Source organism: Pseudomonas sp. WS 5412, assembly GCF_012985615.1.
In the GTDB taxonomy this organism is placed as follows: domain Bacteria; phylum Pseudomonadota; class Gammaproteobacteria; order Pseudomonadales; family Pseudomonadaceae; genus Aquipseudomonas; species Aquipseudomonas shahriarae.
The window spans coordinates 36,456-52,351 of sequence record NZ_JAARMB010000011.1 but is presented as its reverse complement, the minus strand read 5'-3'; the positions used below and the strand labels follow the sequence as shown (position 1 = coordinate 52,351).

Below are 15,896 nucleotides of genomic sequence, written 5' to 3'. Positions count from 1 at the left end.
GTTTCAAGGGTTTTTACGGATGTCAGATGCGTCTGCCGACACGTAGGAAATACCTGTAGGCAGCGACCATTTGTCGCAGATCTTATTCTTTGTTGATTGAACGTTCAATCAAAACAAAATAGACTGGCCTTCACGCCGACGAACGTTTACGCCCGTTGGCAGGCCTAAGGAGAGGTGCTACATGCCCAAGGTCGGTATGCAACCCATACGCCGCCAGCAGTTGATCGAAGCCACATTGACGGCCATAGATCAGGTCGGGATGGGGGATGCCAGCATTGCGCTGATCGCCCGTTTGGCCGGCGTCTCGAACGGCATCATCAGTCACTACTTTCAGGACAAGAACGGCCTGATCGCCGCAACGATGCGGTACCTGATGAATGTGCTGATCGAGAATGTCCACGAACGCCGGCAGGCATTGAAGGAAGACACCCCGCGGGCGCACCTTCAAGTGATTATCGGCGGCAACTTCGACGCCAGCCAGGTCAACGGCCCGGCAATGAAAACCTGGCTGGCCTTCTGGGCCACCAGCATGCACCACCCGTCTTTGCACAGGTTGCAGCGGATCAACGATCACCGCCTGTATTCCAACCTGTGCTGCCAGTTCCGCCGTGTGCTGCCGCTGGAAGATGCACGCAGCGCAGCCCGAGGCCTGGCGGCCTTGATCGACGGTTTGTGGTTGCGCGGCGCCCTGTCGGGAGACGCTTTCGACACGGAGCAGGCGCAACGGATCGCTTACGAATACATGGATTTCCAATTGGCCAAGCAGGTGAGTTAGAGCACACATAAACGCTCAACCCCTGAACGGCTACTGAACGGTGTTGCCAGAACCTTATGGCTGCACCTTTTGGTGGTTAACGCCAACCACTTATGCACTTGCGAGGACTTTATGGCCCGTTTCGAACTGCAAAAACTCTACATTGACGGCGGCTACAGCGACGCTGGCAGCGATGCCACCTTCGAAGCCATCAACCCGGCTAACGGTGAAGTTCTCGCCAACGTGCAACGCGCCACATTCGAAGACGTTGAGCGTGCGGTGGTCAGCGCCGAAAAGGGCCAGAAAATCTGGGCCGCCATGACCGCCATGGAGCGTTCGCGCATCCTGCGTCGCGCCGTGGAAATCCTGCGCGAGCGCAATGATGAACTGGCGGCCCTGGAAACCCTGGACACCGGTAAATCCTTCTCTGAAACCAAGTACGTCGACATCGTCACCGGCGCCGATGTGCTGGAATACTACGCAGGCCTGGTGCCCGCCATCGAAGGCGAGCAGATCCCGCTGCGTACCACCTCGTTCGTCTACACCCGCCGCGAGCCGCTGGGCGTGGTCGCCGGTATCGGCGCGTGGAACTACCCGATCCAGATTGCCCTGTGGAAGTCCGCCCCAGCCCTGGCTGCCGGCAACGCGATGATCTTCAAGCCAAGCGAAGTCACCTCGCTGACCACCCTGAAGCTGGCCGAAATCTACACCGAAGCTGGCGTGCCGGATGGCGTGTTCAACGTTCTGACCGGTAGCGGCCGTGAAGTCGGCACCTGGCTGACCGAGCACCCACGCATCGAGAAAATCTCCTTCACCGGCGGTACCGACACCGGCAAGAAGGTCATGGCCAGCGCTTCGAGCTCCTCGCTCAAAGACGTCACCATGGAACTGGGCGGCAAATCCCCGCTGATCATTTTCGACGACGCCGACCTGGATCGCGCCGCCGACACCGCGATGATGGCCAACTTCTACAGCTCCGGGCAGGTCTGCACCAACGGCACCCGTGTGTTCATTCCAAAGCACCTGCAAGCCGCCTTTGAAGCCAAGATCGTTGAGCGTGTTGCGCGTATCCGCGTTGGCAACCCAGAAGACGAAAACACCAACTTCGGCCCACTGGTCAGCTTCGCCCACATGGAAAGCGTGCTGGGCTACATCGCCAAGGGCAAGGAAGAAGGCGCACGCCTGCTGTGCGGCGGCGACCGCCTGACCGACGGCGACTTCGCCAAGGGCGCATTCGTGGCACCGACCGTGTTCACTGACTGCACCGACGACATGACCATCGTGCGTGAAGAAATCTTTGGCCCGGTGATGAGCATCCTCACCTACGAGACCGAAGAAGAAGTGATCCGTCGTGCCAACGACACCGACTTCGGCCTGGCCGCTGGTCTGGTGACAAAGGACCTGAACCGCGCCCACCGCGTGATTCATCAGTTGGAAGCGGGTATCTGCTGGATCAACGCCTGGGGCGAGTCCGACGCGAAAATGCCGGTTGGCGGCTACAAGCAGTCGGGTGTGGGCCGTGAGAACGGCATCAGCTCGCTGAACAACTTCACCCGCATCAAATCGGTACAGGTTGAGCTGGGCGACTACGCCTCGGTGTTCTAAACCCGAGTTCTGTATTGCCTGCGGGGCCGCTATCGCGGGCGAGCCCGGCTCCCACATTTTGATTGTGGGAGCTGGCTTGCCTGCGATGGGGCCCGACCTGACCAACTCCAAAGAGGGTGCATTTATGTCCCAAGAATACGACTACATCATTGTGGGTGCCGGCTCCGCCGGTAACACCCTGGCGACCCGTCTGACCGAAGACGAAGGCGTCACCGTTTTGCTGCTGGAAGCCGGCGGCCCCGACTACCGCCTGGACTTCCGCACCCAGATGCCCGCCGCCCTGGCATTCCCGCTGCAAGGCCGCCGCTACAACTGGGCCTACGAAACCGATCCAGAGCCACATATGGACGGGCGTCGTATGGAATGTGGTCGCGGCAAGGGCCTGGGTGGCTCGTCGCTGATCAACGGCATGTGCTACATCCGTGGCAACGCCATGGACTACGACAACTGGGCAAAACTGCCAGGCCTGGAAGACTGGAGCTACCTCGACTGCCTGCCGTATTTCCGCAAGGCCGAAACCCGCGACATCGGCCCGAACGACTACCACGGTGGCGAAGGTCCGGTCAGCGTGACCACGCCTAAAGCCGGTAACAACCCGCTGTTCCACGCCATGGTTGAAGCTGGCGTGCAGGCCGGTTACCCGCGTACCGAAGACTTGAACGGCTACCAGCAGGAAGGTTTCGGCCCGATGGACCGTACCGTGACGCCGAACGGCCGTCGCGCCAGTACCGCCCGTGGCTACCTGGACACCGCCAAGAAGCGCTCGACCCTGACCATCGTCACCCATGCCCTGGCCGACAAAGTGTTGTTCGAAGGCAAGCGTGCGGTCGGCGTGCGTTACCTGATCGGTGCCGCCGAAGAGCGTGTTGAAGCCCGCGCGCGCAAGGAAGTGCTGGTGTGCAGCGGCGCCATCGCCTCGCCGCAATTGCTGCAACGTTCCGGTGTAGGCCCGGCCAAACTCCTGGAAAGCCTCGACATCCCGGTGGTCCACGACCTGCCAGGCGTCGGTGAAAACCTGCAGGACCACCTGGAACTGTATCTGCAATACGCCTGCACCCAGCCGGTCTCGCTGTACCCGTCGCTGCTCTGGTACAACCAGCCAGCCATTGGTGCCGAATGGCTGTTCAACGGCACCGGCATCGGCGCCAGCAACCAGTTCGAAGCGGGCGGTTTTATCCGCACCCGTGAAGAATTCGAGTGGCCGAACATCCAGTACCACTTCCTGCCGGTCGCGATTAACTACAACGGTAGCAACGGTGTGAAAGAGCACGGTTTCCAGGCGCACATGGGCTCCATGCGTTCGCCGAGCCGTGGCCGCGTGCAAGTGAAGTCGAAGAACCCACGGGACTACCCGAGCATCCTCTTCAACTACATGGCCACCGAGCAGGACTGGCAGGAGTTCCGCGATGGCATCCGCCTGACCCGTGAAATCATGCAGCAGCCGGCACTGGACGCGTTCCGTGGCCGTGAAATCAGCCCGGGCATCGACGTGCAAACCGACGAGCAACTGGACAAGTTCATCCGCGAGCACGCCGAAACCGCGTTCCACCCGTCCTGCTCGTGCAAGATGGGCACCGACGAAATGGCTGTGGTCGATGGCGAAGGCCGCGTGCATGGCATGCAGGGCCTGCGGGTGGTCGATGCGTCGATCATGCCGATCATCACCACCGGCAACCTGAACGCGCCAACCATCATGATCGCCGAGAAAATCGCCGACAAGATGCGTGGCCGCCAGTTGCCGCGCAGCACCGCGGACTACTACGTGGCCGGCGATGCGCCGGTGCGTGGCAAGCCGTTGCGTGAAGTGGGTCCGACCGCGCAGTAACCGTTACACCGCGGCGCTCTTATCGCAGGCAAGCCCGCTCCCACATTTGAACGTATTCACACATCAAAATGTGGGAGGGGGCTTGCTCCCGATAAGACCCGACCAGCCAACACCCATCTTCCCAGACTCTTCCTACACTGCCCCGCCCTTGATCCCACCCCCCGCGCCGGCCTAATCTAGTCCCTCGCGCAAACGTTTCACCTTCCTACCGACACGCCGGCTTCTGCCTGGCCACGAGGCTTTCTCATGTTTGATGTCGTTTCTTCGAGCAAATGGCCTACCGGCTTCCTGATCAATCCAAACGTTGAACCGCTGGACCCGAAATGGCTGAAGGAATTCAGCAAGATCCCGGCGGCGGCCGTCAGCGACTGCCTGGGCCGTAACGTCGGTGGCCTGGGCCTGAAAGCCTTCCACGGCAATGCACCAATGCTCGGCAGCGCCCTCACCGTGCGGGTGCGCCCCGGTGACAACCTGATGATTCTCAAAGCCATGCAGATGGCCCGCCCGGGCGATGTGCTGGTGATCGACGGCAGCGCCGACCTGACCCGCGCGGTGTTCGGCGGCATCATGCGCGCCATGGCCCTGAAGGCCGGCATTGTCGGTGTGGTGATCAACGGCGCCCTGCGCGACCTCGACGAATGGCAGACCGGCGAACTGCCGGCCTACGCCATCGGCGGCGTACACCGTGGCCCGAGCACTGACGGCGGCGGCGAGATCAACGTGCCGATCTCCTGCGCTGGCATGCTGGTAGCCCCTGGCGACCTGATGATCGGCGATGGCGACGGCGTGGTCGCCGCCTCGCGCAGCGAACTGCCGGAATTGCTGGTGCGCTGCCATGACCTGCTGGCCCGCGAGAAAGCCACACTGGCTGCCATCGAAGCCGGCACCCTGGACCCTGACCGCTTTGACGCCATCCTGCGCGCCAAGGGTTGCCCGGTCTAAAGCCAAGGCAAAAGCATCGCAGGCAAGCCAGCTCACACATTTTGATTTGTGAGCACATTCAAAAGGTGGGAGCTGGCTTGCCTGCGATGGGGCCCTCAAAGCCATCACCGCCCACAAGGAAGGCCCCATGTTCGACAAACACCCGCAACTCAAACAACATTTCGCCGCCCTGCGCACCCGCGCCGAATTCTTCTCCCTGCGCTACGTGCGCGAGTCCGGCCAGTACCTGTCGGTGCGCAAGAATGTCGCCGAACCGCCGCACCTGGGCCGCGACGAAGGCGCCATGCTCACCGTGCGCCTCAACGGTGTCGAAGCCTACGCGGCCACCCACGATATTTCCCTGGCCGGCCTGCAAGCGGCCCTCGAGCGTGCCGAACAACAGGCCCGGCGGATCAAGCCCCACGCCCTGCTCGACCTGCGCGACCAGCCGGTGTCCAGCGACATCGCCGACTACCTGTCGCCAGAGCTCGACCAAGCCTTCCCGTCCCTGAGCGACTGCTACCAACTGCTCGGCGCAGAGTCAGCGGCCGTGCCCAGGGACGAGCGCCTGGTGAACTGGGAAGTCAGCCTGGGCACCACCCACGTTGAACAGATCTACCTCAACAGCGCCGGCGCGCAACTGCGCCAGGCCCAGCGTTTTGTGTTCCCCGGCGTCAACGTGACCGCCTACCACGGCAACGACAGCCAGACCCGCACCCTGGGTGGCAGCAACTTTGGCCAGCAAGGCGGCTTTGATGTGATCAGCCGCTTCGGCCTGGTAGGCGCCGCGCCACGGGTGGCCGACGAGGCCCTGCAACTGCTGCTGGCCCCCAACACGCCCCAGGGCCCGCGGAACCTGCTGTTGATGCCCGACCAGATGATCCTGCAGATCCATGAATCCATCGGCCACCCGCTGGAGCTGGACCGCATTCTCGGCGACGAGCGCAATTACGCCGGCACCAGCTTCGTCAAGGCCAGCGACTTCGGGCACCTGCAATACGGCTCCAACCTGCTCAACGTGACCTTTGACCCGGACATTCCCGAGCAACTGGCCAGCTACGCCCATGACGACGACGGCACGCCCGCCAACAAGCAGTTCCTGATCCGCAACGGCCTGCTGCTCAAGCCCCTGGGCGGGGCGCTGTCGCAGTACCGCTCGGGCATGGGCGGCGTGGCCAACAGCCGCGCCAGCAGTTGGAACCGCGCGCCCATCGACCGCATGGCCAACCTCAATATCGAGGCTGGCGACCAGAGCCTGGCGCAACTGATCGGCGGCATCGAGCACGGCATCCTGATGTCGACCAACCGTTCCTGGTCGATCGACGATGCGCGCAACAAGTTCCAGTTCGGCTGCGAGTGGGGCCAGTTGATCGAGAACGGCGAACTCAAGGGCGTGGTGAAGAACCCCAACTACCGGGCGATTTCCGCGCAGTTCTGGCGCAAGCTCAGTGCCGTGGGCGATGCCAGCACCTTCAAGGTGCTGGGCACGCCCAACTGCGGCAAGGGCGAGCCGAACCAAGTGATCCGCGTCGGCCATGCATCGCCGGCGTGTGTCTTCAGCGATGTGGATGTGTTTGGGGGAGACGCCTGATGAAGGCTTTCAAGGACCTGGTGGAATGGCTCAAGCAGGCCATCGCCGATGGGGAACAGTTTCATCTGGGCTACGCGGCGGAGTCGTCCGAATTCGTGCGTTTCAACCACGCCAAGGTGCGCCAGGCCGGCCAGGTACAGCAGGCCAGCGTCAACCTCAAGCTGATCAACGATGGCCGGCACGCCGACCTGGCCATCACCCTGGCCGGCGCCCCCGAGGTGGACCGCCAGCGCCTTGCCGAGGGCCTGCAGCAATTGCGCGACACCTTGCCCTTGCTGCCCAAAGATCCTTACCTGCTGCTCAATCACACGGCCTGGCAAAACAGCAGCGAGCAGGCCCAGGCGCTGCCGGACCTCGATCAAGTCCTGGGCGAAATCAGCCAGGGCGCCCAAGGTTTCGACCTGGTCGGCATCTATGCCGCCGGGCCGATCAGTCGCGGGTTCGCCAGCTCGTCGGGGGCTTTTGGCTGGCACCAGGCCAATAGCTTCAACTTTGATTTCAGCCTGTTCCATGCCAATGGCGAAGCGGTCAAGGCCAGCTACGCCGGCGATGCCTGGGACAGCGCGGCATTTGCCCAGCGCTTGCAGCAAGCCCGCGAACAACTGGAGTTTCTTGGCCGGCCCTTGCACACCCTGGCGCCCGGCCAATACCGCGCCTACCTGGCACCGGCGGCCATGGAAGAAATCATCGGCATGCTCGCCTGGGGTGGTTTTTCTGCGCAGGCCATCGCCAGCAAGGGCAGCCCGTTGCAGCGCCTGTATGCCGGCGACCAGGCCCTGAGCCCGCTGGTGGGCATGGGCGAACAGATCACCGGTTCCCTGAGCCCGGCGTTTTCCCGGGACGGTTACCCGCGCAACGACGTGACCTTGATCGCCAATGGCCAGGCGCAAGGGCAACTGGTCAACTCGCGCAGCGCCGCCGAATACGGCTTGAGCACCAACGGCGCCAGCGGCGATGAGTCCCCCAGCGCCTTGCAGATGGCCGCCGGCAGCCTGGCCCAGGCCGATCTCCTCAAGCAACTGGGCACCGGCCTGTACATCAGCAACCTGTGGTACCTGAACTACTCCGACCAGCCGGCGGCGCGCCTGACGGGCATGACCCGCTTCGCCACGTTTTGGGTCGAAGACGGCGAGATCAAGGCACCGGTCAGCACCATGCGCTTTGACGATAGCGTCTACCACCTGCTGGGGTCGCAGTTGGAAGCGCTGACCGCCGAGCGCGAGTTACTGCTGTCGGCCAGCACCTATGGCGAACGCAACACCTCGTCCAACCTGCTGCCGGGCGCGTTGGTAAAACGCCTGACCCTGACCTTGTAAACGCCCGGCTTGTGCTGTGGCGAGGGGGCTTCTCGCCACAACAAGCGCGCGCCTTGCCACAATTTAAGCTGGCTCCTACAGGGGAATACCCTGGGTTCTGATGAACCTTCCCTGGCAGCATCCCGTTGGTTGGCGGACTGTTGTCGACGCTCGAAAACCTCGTTATAACGGTTAGTGGCATCCCGCCACTCTCAACCCATTTGTTCGCAAATGATGCATGACCTCGCCCGGGACTGGGCGAGCCGGAGCGTTGACATGTACCAAGGAAGTTTTGTCATTGATAAGTTGTTCAAGCACTACAACGTTCACGTAGAGCAATTGGGTAACGATCCGCAACGCAAGACCGTGCTGTTGGTCAACGGCGCGCTGTCCACCACCCGCTCATTCGCCCGCACCAGCAAGTGCCTGGCCGAGCATTTCAATGTGTTGATGTTCGACTTGCCGTTTTCCGGCTATTCGCGCCCCCACAACACTGATCTGGACCTGGTGACCAAGGACGACGAAGTCGAGATCCTGCGGGCGCTGGTGGAGCGTTTCCAGGTCAACCACCTGGTGTCGGCCTCCTGGGGTGGCATCTCGACCCTGCTGACCCTGGCGCACAACCCGCCTTCCATCGAAAGCTCGGTGGTGATGGCCCTGGCACCCAATCTCAACCCGGCAATGCTCGAATATGTGGAGCGGGTGCGGGTGCTGATCGAGGCCGATGACAAGTCTGCCGTCGGCCACTTGCTCAATGAGACCGTCGGCAAATTCCTCTCCAGCCGGCTCAAGCGCAATAACCATCGGCACCTGTCGACCATGGCCACCACCGAGTACCGCCAGGCGCGCTTTCATATTCATCAGGTGCTTGCCCTGGGCGATGGCAACTACCTGCCGCAATTGCGCCAGATCGAAACCCCGGTGCATTTTCTCAACGGCACCCTGGACGAATACACCCCGGCCAATGAAGCCCAACTGTTCAAGCAATACGTGGGCCGCAGCAGCTTTGCCAGCGCCGAGCACACCGGCCATTTGCTCGACCTGGAGTCGCGGGAGGCGGCGCTGGCGGTGCATCGCGCGCTGATCGACTTCCTGGTGGGCAAGGACGTGGCCATCGCTGATATAGACGAACCGCCAGTGGGAAAATCGGCAGAGGTTGGCGCATAATCGGCAACCCATAGCCTGCTAACAAAAAGGGATCTCATGCCGAATCGTGTCGTGCTCGATGCCAAGACCGCCCGCTGGTTACCCTGGGTGGTAGCGATTGCCTTCTTCATGCAGTCGCTCGACGGCACGATTCTCAACACGGCACTGCCCGCCATGGCCGAGGACCTGGCGGAAAACCCGCTGCGCATGCAGGGCGTGATCATCGCCTACATGCTCACCGTGGCCTTGCTGATCCCGGCCTCGGGCTGGATCGCCGACCGTTTCGGCACCAAGAAGATTTTCTTCGGCGCGATCATGCTGTTCAGCATCGGCTCGCTGCTGTGCGCCCTGTCCAGCAGCCTGAGCATGCTGGTGGGCGCACGGGTGATCCAGGGTCTGGGCGGCGCGCTGATGCTGCCGGTGGGCCGGCTGGTGGTGCTGCGCGCCTACCCGCGCTCGGAGCTGGTGCGGATCATGGGTTTTATCACCATTCCCGGCCTGCTCGGCCCCCTGCTCGGCCCGACCATGGGCGGCTGGATGGTGCAGTACCTGACCTGGCACTGGATTTTCCTGATCAACCTGCCGGTGGGCATGATCGGCTGCTACGCCGTGTGGAAATTCATCCCCGACCTGCGCGGCAGCGAGCGTACTCGCTTCGACAGCCTGGGCTTTTTGCTGTTTGGCGCGGCAATGGTGCTGATCACCATTGCCATGGAAGGCCTGGGCGAGCTGCACCTGCCGCACTTGCGCGTGATGTTGTTGCTGTTCGGTGGCATGGCGTGCCTGGCGGCCTACTGGCTGCGCGCCGGGCATATCGAAAACCCACTGTTCTCGCCGGTGCTGTTCAAGACCCGGACCTTTGCCGTGGGCATTCTCGGCAACCTGTTCGCGCGCCTGGGCAGCGGCGCCCTGCCGTTTCTCGTGCCGTTGCTGCTGCAGATCGCCCTGGGTTACTCGCCGTCCCAGGCCGGGATGAGCATGCTGCCCCTGGCGGCAGCGGCGATGGTCGCCAAGTCGGTCGCCCGGCCGTTGATCGAACGCCTGGGCTATCGCGTCGTGCTCACCGGCAACACCCTGCTGCTGGGCATGATGCTGGCGAGCATGGGCCTGGTCAGCGAACAGACGCCCTACCCGCTGTTGCTGGCGATGCTCGCGGTACTGGGGGCGATCAACTCCCTGCAATTTACCGCGATGAACACCGTGACCCTGATCGACCTCGACGATGCCCAGGCCAGCAGCGGCAACAGTCTGCTGTCGGTGGTGGCGCAACTGGCCCTGAGCCTGGGGGTGGCCTGCGCCGGTGCCCTGCTTGGCGGGTTTACTGCCCAAGCCGGTAACGATGGGGTCAACACCGTGCTCGAGGCGTTCCAGTTGACGTTCCTCACCGTGGGCATCATGGCGATGCTGGCGGCGGCGATCTTCCTGCAATTGTCGCCAAAAGACGGCAAACGAGTGGTCAGCCGCGAGCACGACATTGAGCATTAGGCGGCGTCTCGTCTAGAACTTGCAGGGAAATTCCCACGGGGCTGGTACACTGCGCGACATTTTGTTTTTGCAGAGTCTGTCCCGTGACCACCATCGCCACCGCTTTTAATACTTTGCCGCTCTCCGCCGCCATGCTGGCTAACCTTGACTCGCTGGGTTATGCCGAGATGACGCAGATCCAGGCGCAAAGCTTGCCGGTGATCCTCAAGGGGCTGGACCTGATCGCCCAGGCCAAGACCGGCAGCGGCAAGACCGCCGCCTTCGGCATCGGCCTGTTGAACCCGATCAACCCGCGCTACTTCGGTTGCCAGGCCCTGGTGATGTGCCCGACCCGCGAGCTGGCTGACCAGGTGGCCAAGGAAATCCGCCGCCTGGCCCGCGCCGAAGACAACATCAAGGTGCTGACCCTGTGCGGCGGCGTGTCCCTCGGCCCGCAGATCGCTTCCCTGGAACATGGCGCCCACGTCATCGTCGGCACCCCGGGCCGCATCCAGCAACACCTGCGCAAGGGTTCGCTGGTGCTGGACGGTTTGAACACGCTGATCCTCGATGAAGCCGACCGCATGCTCGACATGGGTTTCTACGACGCCATCGAAGACATCATCAGCAAGACCCCGGCCCGTCGCCAGACCCTGTTGTTCTCGGCCACCTACCCGGTGAGCATCAAGCAACTGGCCTCCAAATTCATGCGCGCGCCGCAGCAGGTCAAGGCCGAAGCGTTCCACTCCGATGAGCAGATCGAGCAGCGTTTCTACGAAATCTCCCCGGAAGAACGCATGGACGCGGTGACCAAGGTGCTGTCGCACTTCCGTCCGGCCTCTTGCGTGGCCTTCTGCTTTACCAAGCAGCAAGTGCAGGAAACCGTGGATCACCTGACCGCCAAGGGCATTTCTGCAGTCGGCCTGCATGGCGACCTGGAACAGCGCGACCGTGACCAGGTGCTGGCAATGTTCGCCAACCGCAGTACTTCGGTACTGGTGGCCACCGACGTGGCGGCCCGAGGCCTGGACATTGACTCGCTGGACATGGTGATCAACGTCGAACTGGCCCGCGATTCGGAAATCCACATCCACCGCGTCGGCCGTACCGGGCGTGCCGGTGAGACCGGGATCGCCATCAGCCTGGTGGCGCCGTCCGAGGCACACCGTGCCCAGGCCATCGAACTGCTGCAAAAGGCCCCGCTGAACTGGGATCAACTGAGCAACCTCAAATCCCAGGGCGGCGCGCCACTGCTGCCGGTGATGAGCACCTTGTGCATTGCTGCCGGTCGTAAAGACAAGGTCCGCCCAGGCGACATCCTCGGCGCGCTGACCGGTGAAGCCGGGATCCCGGGCGCCCAGGTGGGCAAGATCGCGATCTTTGACTTCCAGGCCTATGTGGCAGTGGAACGCAGCGTCGCCAAGCAGGCGTTGCAGCGTTTGAATGACGGCAAGATCAAGGGCCGCTCGTTGCGCGTGCGGATCCTGTAAAGTTCTTCGATTCAATGGAGATCCAATGTGGGAGCGGGCTTGCTCGCGAATGCGGTGTACCAGTCGCCAGATGGGTTGGCTGACAGTCCGTATTCGCGAGCAAGCCCGCTCCCACATTTCTGATTGCATTTGAGATCAATATTTTGTGAGGACACCGTTTTGCGCTCGACCGAAGTTGTGATCATTGGCGCTGGCGCCGCAGGCTTGATGTGCGCGCTGACCGCCGCCGGGCGTGGGCGCAAGGTGATGTTGATCGACCATGCGAACAAGGCCGGCAAGAAGATCCTGATGTCCGGCGGTGGCCGTTGTAACTTCACCAATATGTACACCGAGCCTGCCAACTTCCTCTCGCACAATGCGCACTTCTGCAAATCCGCCCTGGCCCGCTACACCCAGTGGGATTTCATCGGGCTGGTGGCCAAGCATGGCGTGCCGTACCACGAGAAGAAGCTCGGCCAGCTGTTCTGCGATAACAAATCCAGCGACATCCTCGGCATGCTGCTCGACGAATGCATCCAGACCGGCGTGAGCCTGCACCTGGACACCTCGATCCAGGAGATCGCCAGGCTCGACAGCGGCTACCAACTGCAGACCACCCTCGGCGAGTTGCGCTGCGAGTCCCTGGTGATTGCCACCGGTGGCCTGTCGATTCCGACCCTGGGCGCCACCGGCTTTGGTTATCAGGTGGCCAAGCAGTTCGGCCATGAACTGCTGCCGACCCGTGCAGGCCTGGTGCCGTTTACCATCACCGATCAGCTCAAGGAACTGTGTGGCGAGCTGTCCGGCACCTCGGTCGATTGCCTGGTCAGCTGCAACGACCAGAGCTTTCGCGAGAACATTTTGTTCACCCATCGCGGCCTGAGCGGGCCGGCGATTTTGCAGATCTCCTCGTACTGGGAGCCCGGCGACACGGTAGAAATCAACCTACTGCCCGACCACGACGCCCACGCCTGGCTGCAACAGCAACAGGCCGAGCGCCCCAACAGCGAGCTCAAGACCCTGCTGGGCGAGATCTTCACCAAGAAGATGGCCAACCTGCTGGCCGAGACGTGGTTTGTGTCCAAGCCGATGAAGCAGTACACCCACGCCGAACTGGCAGATATCGCTACCAAGCTGGGCAGTTGGCAATTGGTCCCGGCCGGCACCGAGGGCTACCGCACCGCCGAAGTCACCCTGGGCGGGGTGGATACGCGGGAAGTGTCGTCCAAGACCATGGAGTCGCTGAAAAGCCCCGGCCTGTACTTTATCGGCGAAGTGCTGGATGTGACCGGGCACCTGGGCGGGTTCAACTTCCAGTGGGCCTGGGCTTCGGGGTATGCGGCGGCGCAGTACGCCTGAACGGTAATGTGATCAACTGTGGGAGCGGGCTTGCTCGCGAATACGGTGGGTCAGTCAGCTCATTCAGCGACTGACACTCCGCATTCGCGAGCAAGCCCGCTCCCACATTTTGATGGGGTGTGCCAAAACAATTTTTGCTTATGAATGTGATCGCCACGCTTGCCGTGACGTCATTACTGGCTCAATTTAGCGGCATCGTCCCGGAAGACCCCAGACTTCATGTCCTCGACCTCGTTCAAGCAGTCCATGCGGCGCCTTTGGGCACTGGATAAGTTCAGTTACAGCGTACGGGTGTTTATCGCCCTCACCGGCAGCATGGCGCTGTGCTGGTATCAGGATGAAATGTCGCTGCTGATCCCGCTGTTCCTGGGGATTATCGCCAGCGCCCTGGCCGAAACCGATGACAGCTGGCAGGGCCGCCTCAATGCGCTGGCGGTGACGCTGGTGTGTTTCAGCGTGGCGGCGCTGTCGGTGGAGTTGCTGTTTCCCTACCCGTGGATTTTTGCCATCGCCATCGCCCTGGCGAGTTTCTGCCTGACCATGCTCGGCGCCCTGGGCGAGCGTTATGGCGCCATTGCCTCGGCCACTTTGATTCTGTCGGTCTACACCATGATCGGCGTGGACCAGCGCGGCGGCGCCGTCACCGACTTCTGGCACGAACCCTTGCTGCTGGTAGCCGGTGCCGCCTGGTACGGCGCGCTGTCGGTGCTGTGGCAGGCAATGTTTTCCAACCAGCCGGTGCAACAGAGCCTGGCCCGGCTGTTTCGCGAGCTGGGGCGTTACCTCAAGCTCAAGTCATCGCTGTTCGAGCCCATTCGCCAACTGGACGTCGAAGCGCGGCGCCTGGAGCTGGCGCAACAAAATGGCCGGGTGGTGGCGGCGCTCAATGCGGCCAAGGAAATCATCCTGCACCGTGTCGGCAATGGCCGGCCTGGTTCCAAGGTCAGTCGCTACCTCAAGCTGTACTTCCTGGCCCAGGACATCCACGAGCGCGCCAGTTCCTCCCACTACCCCTACAACGCCCTGGCCGAAGCCTTCTTCCACAGCGATGTGCTGTTCCGTTGCCAGCGCCTGCTGCGCCAGCAAGGCAAGGCCTGCCAGGCCCTCGCCGAGTCGATCCAGCTGCGCCAGCCGTTTGTCTATGACGCCAGCTTCGCCGAGGCCCTGGGCGACCTGAATGCCTCCCTCGAACACCTGCGCATCCAGAGCAACCCGGCCTGGCGTGGCCTGCTGCGTTCGTTGCGCGCGCTGGCGGCCAACCTGTCGACCCTCGACCGCCTGCTCAGCGACGCCAGCAACCCCGACAGCCTGGCAGATGCCAGCGACAGCAGCCTGCTGGACCGCTCGCCGCGCAACCTCAAGGAAATGTGGACGCGCCTGCGTACCCAACTGACCCCGACTTCGCTGCTGTTCCGTCACGCCCTGCGCCTGCCCCTGGCGCTGAGTGTCGGCTACGGCATGGTGCATTTGATCCACCCGTCCCAGGGCTACTGGATCATCCTCACCACCCTGTTCGTCTGCCAGCCCAACTACGGCGCCACGCGGCGCAAGCTTGGCCAGCGGATCGTCGGCACGGCCATCGGCCTGACGGTGGCCTGGGCCCTGTTCGATCTGTTCCCTAACCCCTTGGTGCAGTCGATGTTCGCCATCGCCGCCGGGCTGGTGTTCTTTATCAACCGCACCACCCGCTACACCCTGGCCACCGCCGCCATTACCCTGATGGTGCTGTTCTGCTTCAACCAGGTGGGCGATGGGTATGGGCTGTTCCTGCCGCGCCTGTTCGATACCTTGCTCGGCAGCCTGATCGCCGGGCTGGCGGTGTTCCTGTTCCTGCCGGACTGGCAAGGCCGACGCCTGAACAAAGTGCTGGCCAACACCCTGACCTGCAACAGCATCTACTTGCGCCAGATCATGCAGCAATATGCCGCCGGCAAGAGCGACGACCTGGCCTACCGCCTGGCCCGGCGCAATGCGCACAACGCCGACGCCGCGCTGTCCACCACCCTGGCCAATATGCTGATGGAGCCGGGGCACTTCCGTAAGGAAGCCGACGTTGGCTTCCGCTTCCTGGTGCTGTCCCACACCTTGCTCAGTTACCTGTCGGGGCTGGGTGCCCACCGCGACACCCAACTGCCGGCCGATGTGCGTGAGCACCTGATCGAAGGCGCGGGCAAGACCCTCGCCACGAGCATCGACGAAATCGCCAGTGGGTTGGCGAACAAACAGCCGATTGCGGTGCAGAGCGATGCCGAGGAAGCGCTGGCAGTGGAGCTGGAGCAGATGCCGGATGAGATCGACGAAGCACAGCGCCTGGTGCAGACGCAGTTGGCATTGATCTGTCGGCAACTGGGGCCGCTGCGCACGCTGGCGGCGCATTTGATCAAGGAAACCAGTGCGGCTTAGAGCCCTATCGCGAGCAAGCCCGCTCCCACATTTTGATCTGCGAATACGGGCATGCTCGCGATGG

General features: G+C 62.6%; 11 protein-coding genes. All 11 read left to right on the top strand.

Features of this window, described 5'->3' with window-relative positions; genetic code table 11:
* Nucleotides 1–181: 181 nt before the first annotated feature.
* Nucleotides 182–775, top strand: coding sequence for a transcriptional regulator BetI (betI, locus tag HBR94_RS16025; protein WP_057440248.1), 594 nt, complete (start codon nt 182–184; stop codon nt 773–775).
* Between the two features lie 111 nt (nt 776–886).
* Nucleotides 887–2,359 carry a betaine-aldehyde dehydrogenase gene (gene betB, locus HBR94_RS16020; protein WP_057444317.1) on the top strand — a complete coding sequence of 491 codons (1,473 nt, stop codon included), beginning with the start codon at nt 887–889 and terminating at the stop codon, nt 2,357–2,359.
* Between the two features lie 124 nt (nt 2,360–2,483).
* Complete coding sequence (gene betA, locus HBR94_RS16015; protein WP_057440344.1) at nt 2,484–4,184, top strand: choline dehydrogenase; 1,701 nt, start codon at nt 2,484–2,486, stop codon at nt 4,182–4,184.
* A gap of 246 nt (nt 4,185–4,430) precedes the next feature.
* A complete protein-coding gene (locus HBR94_RS16010) occupies nt 4,431–5,126 on the top strand; it encodes an RraA family protein (protein WP_029297314.1) in 696 nt (231 codons plus the stop codon).
* Between the two features lie 127 nt (nt 5,127–5,253).
* Complete coding sequence (locus HBR94_RS16005) at nt 5,254–6,696, top strand: TldD/PmbA family protein (RefSeq protein WP_057440247.1); 1,443 nt, start codon at nt 5,254–5,256, stop codon at nt 6,694–6,696.
* Complete coding sequence (locus HBR94_RS16000) at nt 6,696–8,012, top strand: TldD/PmbA family protein (RefSeq protein ID WP_170045179.1); 1,317 nt, start codon at nt 6,696–6,698, stop codon at nt 8,010–8,012. The genes HBR94_RS16005 and HBR94_RS16000 overlap by 1 nt, the downstream gene beginning before the upstream one ends.
* Before the next feature lie 255 nt (nt 8,013–8,267).
* Nucleotides 8,268–9,158, top strand: coding sequence for an alpha/beta hydrolase (locus HBR94_RS15995; protein WP_057444320.1), 891 nt, complete (start codon nt 8,268–8,270; stop codon nt 9,156–9,158).
* A gap of 36 nt (nt 9,159–9,194) precedes the next feature.
* Entirely contained in the window at nt 9,195–10,622 is a 1,428-nt protein-coding gene (gene mdtD / locus HBR94_RS15990) for a multidrug transporter subunit MdtD (protein ID WP_057960848.1), read from the top strand.
* A 131-nt stretch (nt 10,623–10,753) separates the two neighbouring features.
* Entirely contained in the window at nt 10,754–12,091 is a 1,338-nt protein-coding gene (dbpA, locus tag HBR94_RS15985; RefSeq protein WP_232545553.1) for an ATP-dependent RNA helicase DbpA, read from the top strand.
* Between the two features lie 159 nt (nt 12,092–12,250).
* Nucleotides 12,251–13,429, top strand: coding sequence for an NAD(P)/FAD-dependent oxidoreductase (locus HBR94_RS15980; RefSeq protein ID WP_057440244.1), 1,179 nt, complete (start codon nt 12,251–12,253; stop codon nt 13,427–13,429).
* 219 nt (nt 13,430–13,648) lie between these two features.
* Nucleotides 13,649–15,832, top strand: a complete 2,184-nt coding sequence (gene yccS / locus HBR94_RS15975) for a YccS family putative transporter (RefSeq protein ID WP_057440243.1) — start codon at nt 13,649–13,651, stop codon at nt 15,830–15,832.
* The last annotated feature ends 64 nt before the right edge of the window (nt 15,833–15,896 follow it).

Coding starts and splice junctions, on each gene's coding strand:
- betI (WP_057440248.1), top strand. CDS start 182: ATGCCCAAGGTCGGTATGCAACCCATACGCCGCCAGCAGTTGATCGAA.
- mdtD (WP_057960848.1), top strand. CDS start 9,195: ATGCCGAATCGTGTCGTGCTCGATGCCAAGACCGCCCGCTGGTTACCC.
- HBR94_RS16005 (WP_057440247.1), top strand. CDS start 5,254: ATGTTCGACAAACACCCGCAACTCAAACAACATTTCGCCGCCCTGCGC.
- HBR94_RS15995 (WP_057444320.1), top strand. CDS start 8,268: ATGTACCAAGGAAGTTTTGTCATTGATAAGTTGTTCAAGCACTACAAC.
- betA (WP_057440344.1), top strand. CDS start 2,484: ATGTCCCAAGAATACGACTACATCATTGTGGGTGCCGGCTCCGCCGGT.
- HBR94_RS16010 (WP_029297314.1), top strand. CDS start 4,431: ATGTTTGATGTCGTTTCTTCGAGCAAATGGCCTACCGGCTTCCTGATC.
- betB (WP_057444317.1), top strand. CDS start 887: ATGGCCCGTTTCGAACTGCAAAAACTCTACATTGACGGCGGCTACAGC.
- dbpA (WP_232545553.1), top strand. CDS start 10,754: ATGCTGGCTAACCTTGACTCGCTGGGTTATGCCGAGATGACGCAGATC.
- HBR94_RS16000 (WP_170045179.1), top strand. CDS start 6,696: ATGAAGGCTTTCAAGGACCTGGTGGAATGGCTCAAGCAGGCCATCGCC.
- yccS (WP_057440243.1), top strand. CDS start 13,649: ATGTCCTCGACCTCGTTCAAGCAGTCCATGCGGCGCCTTTGGGCACTG.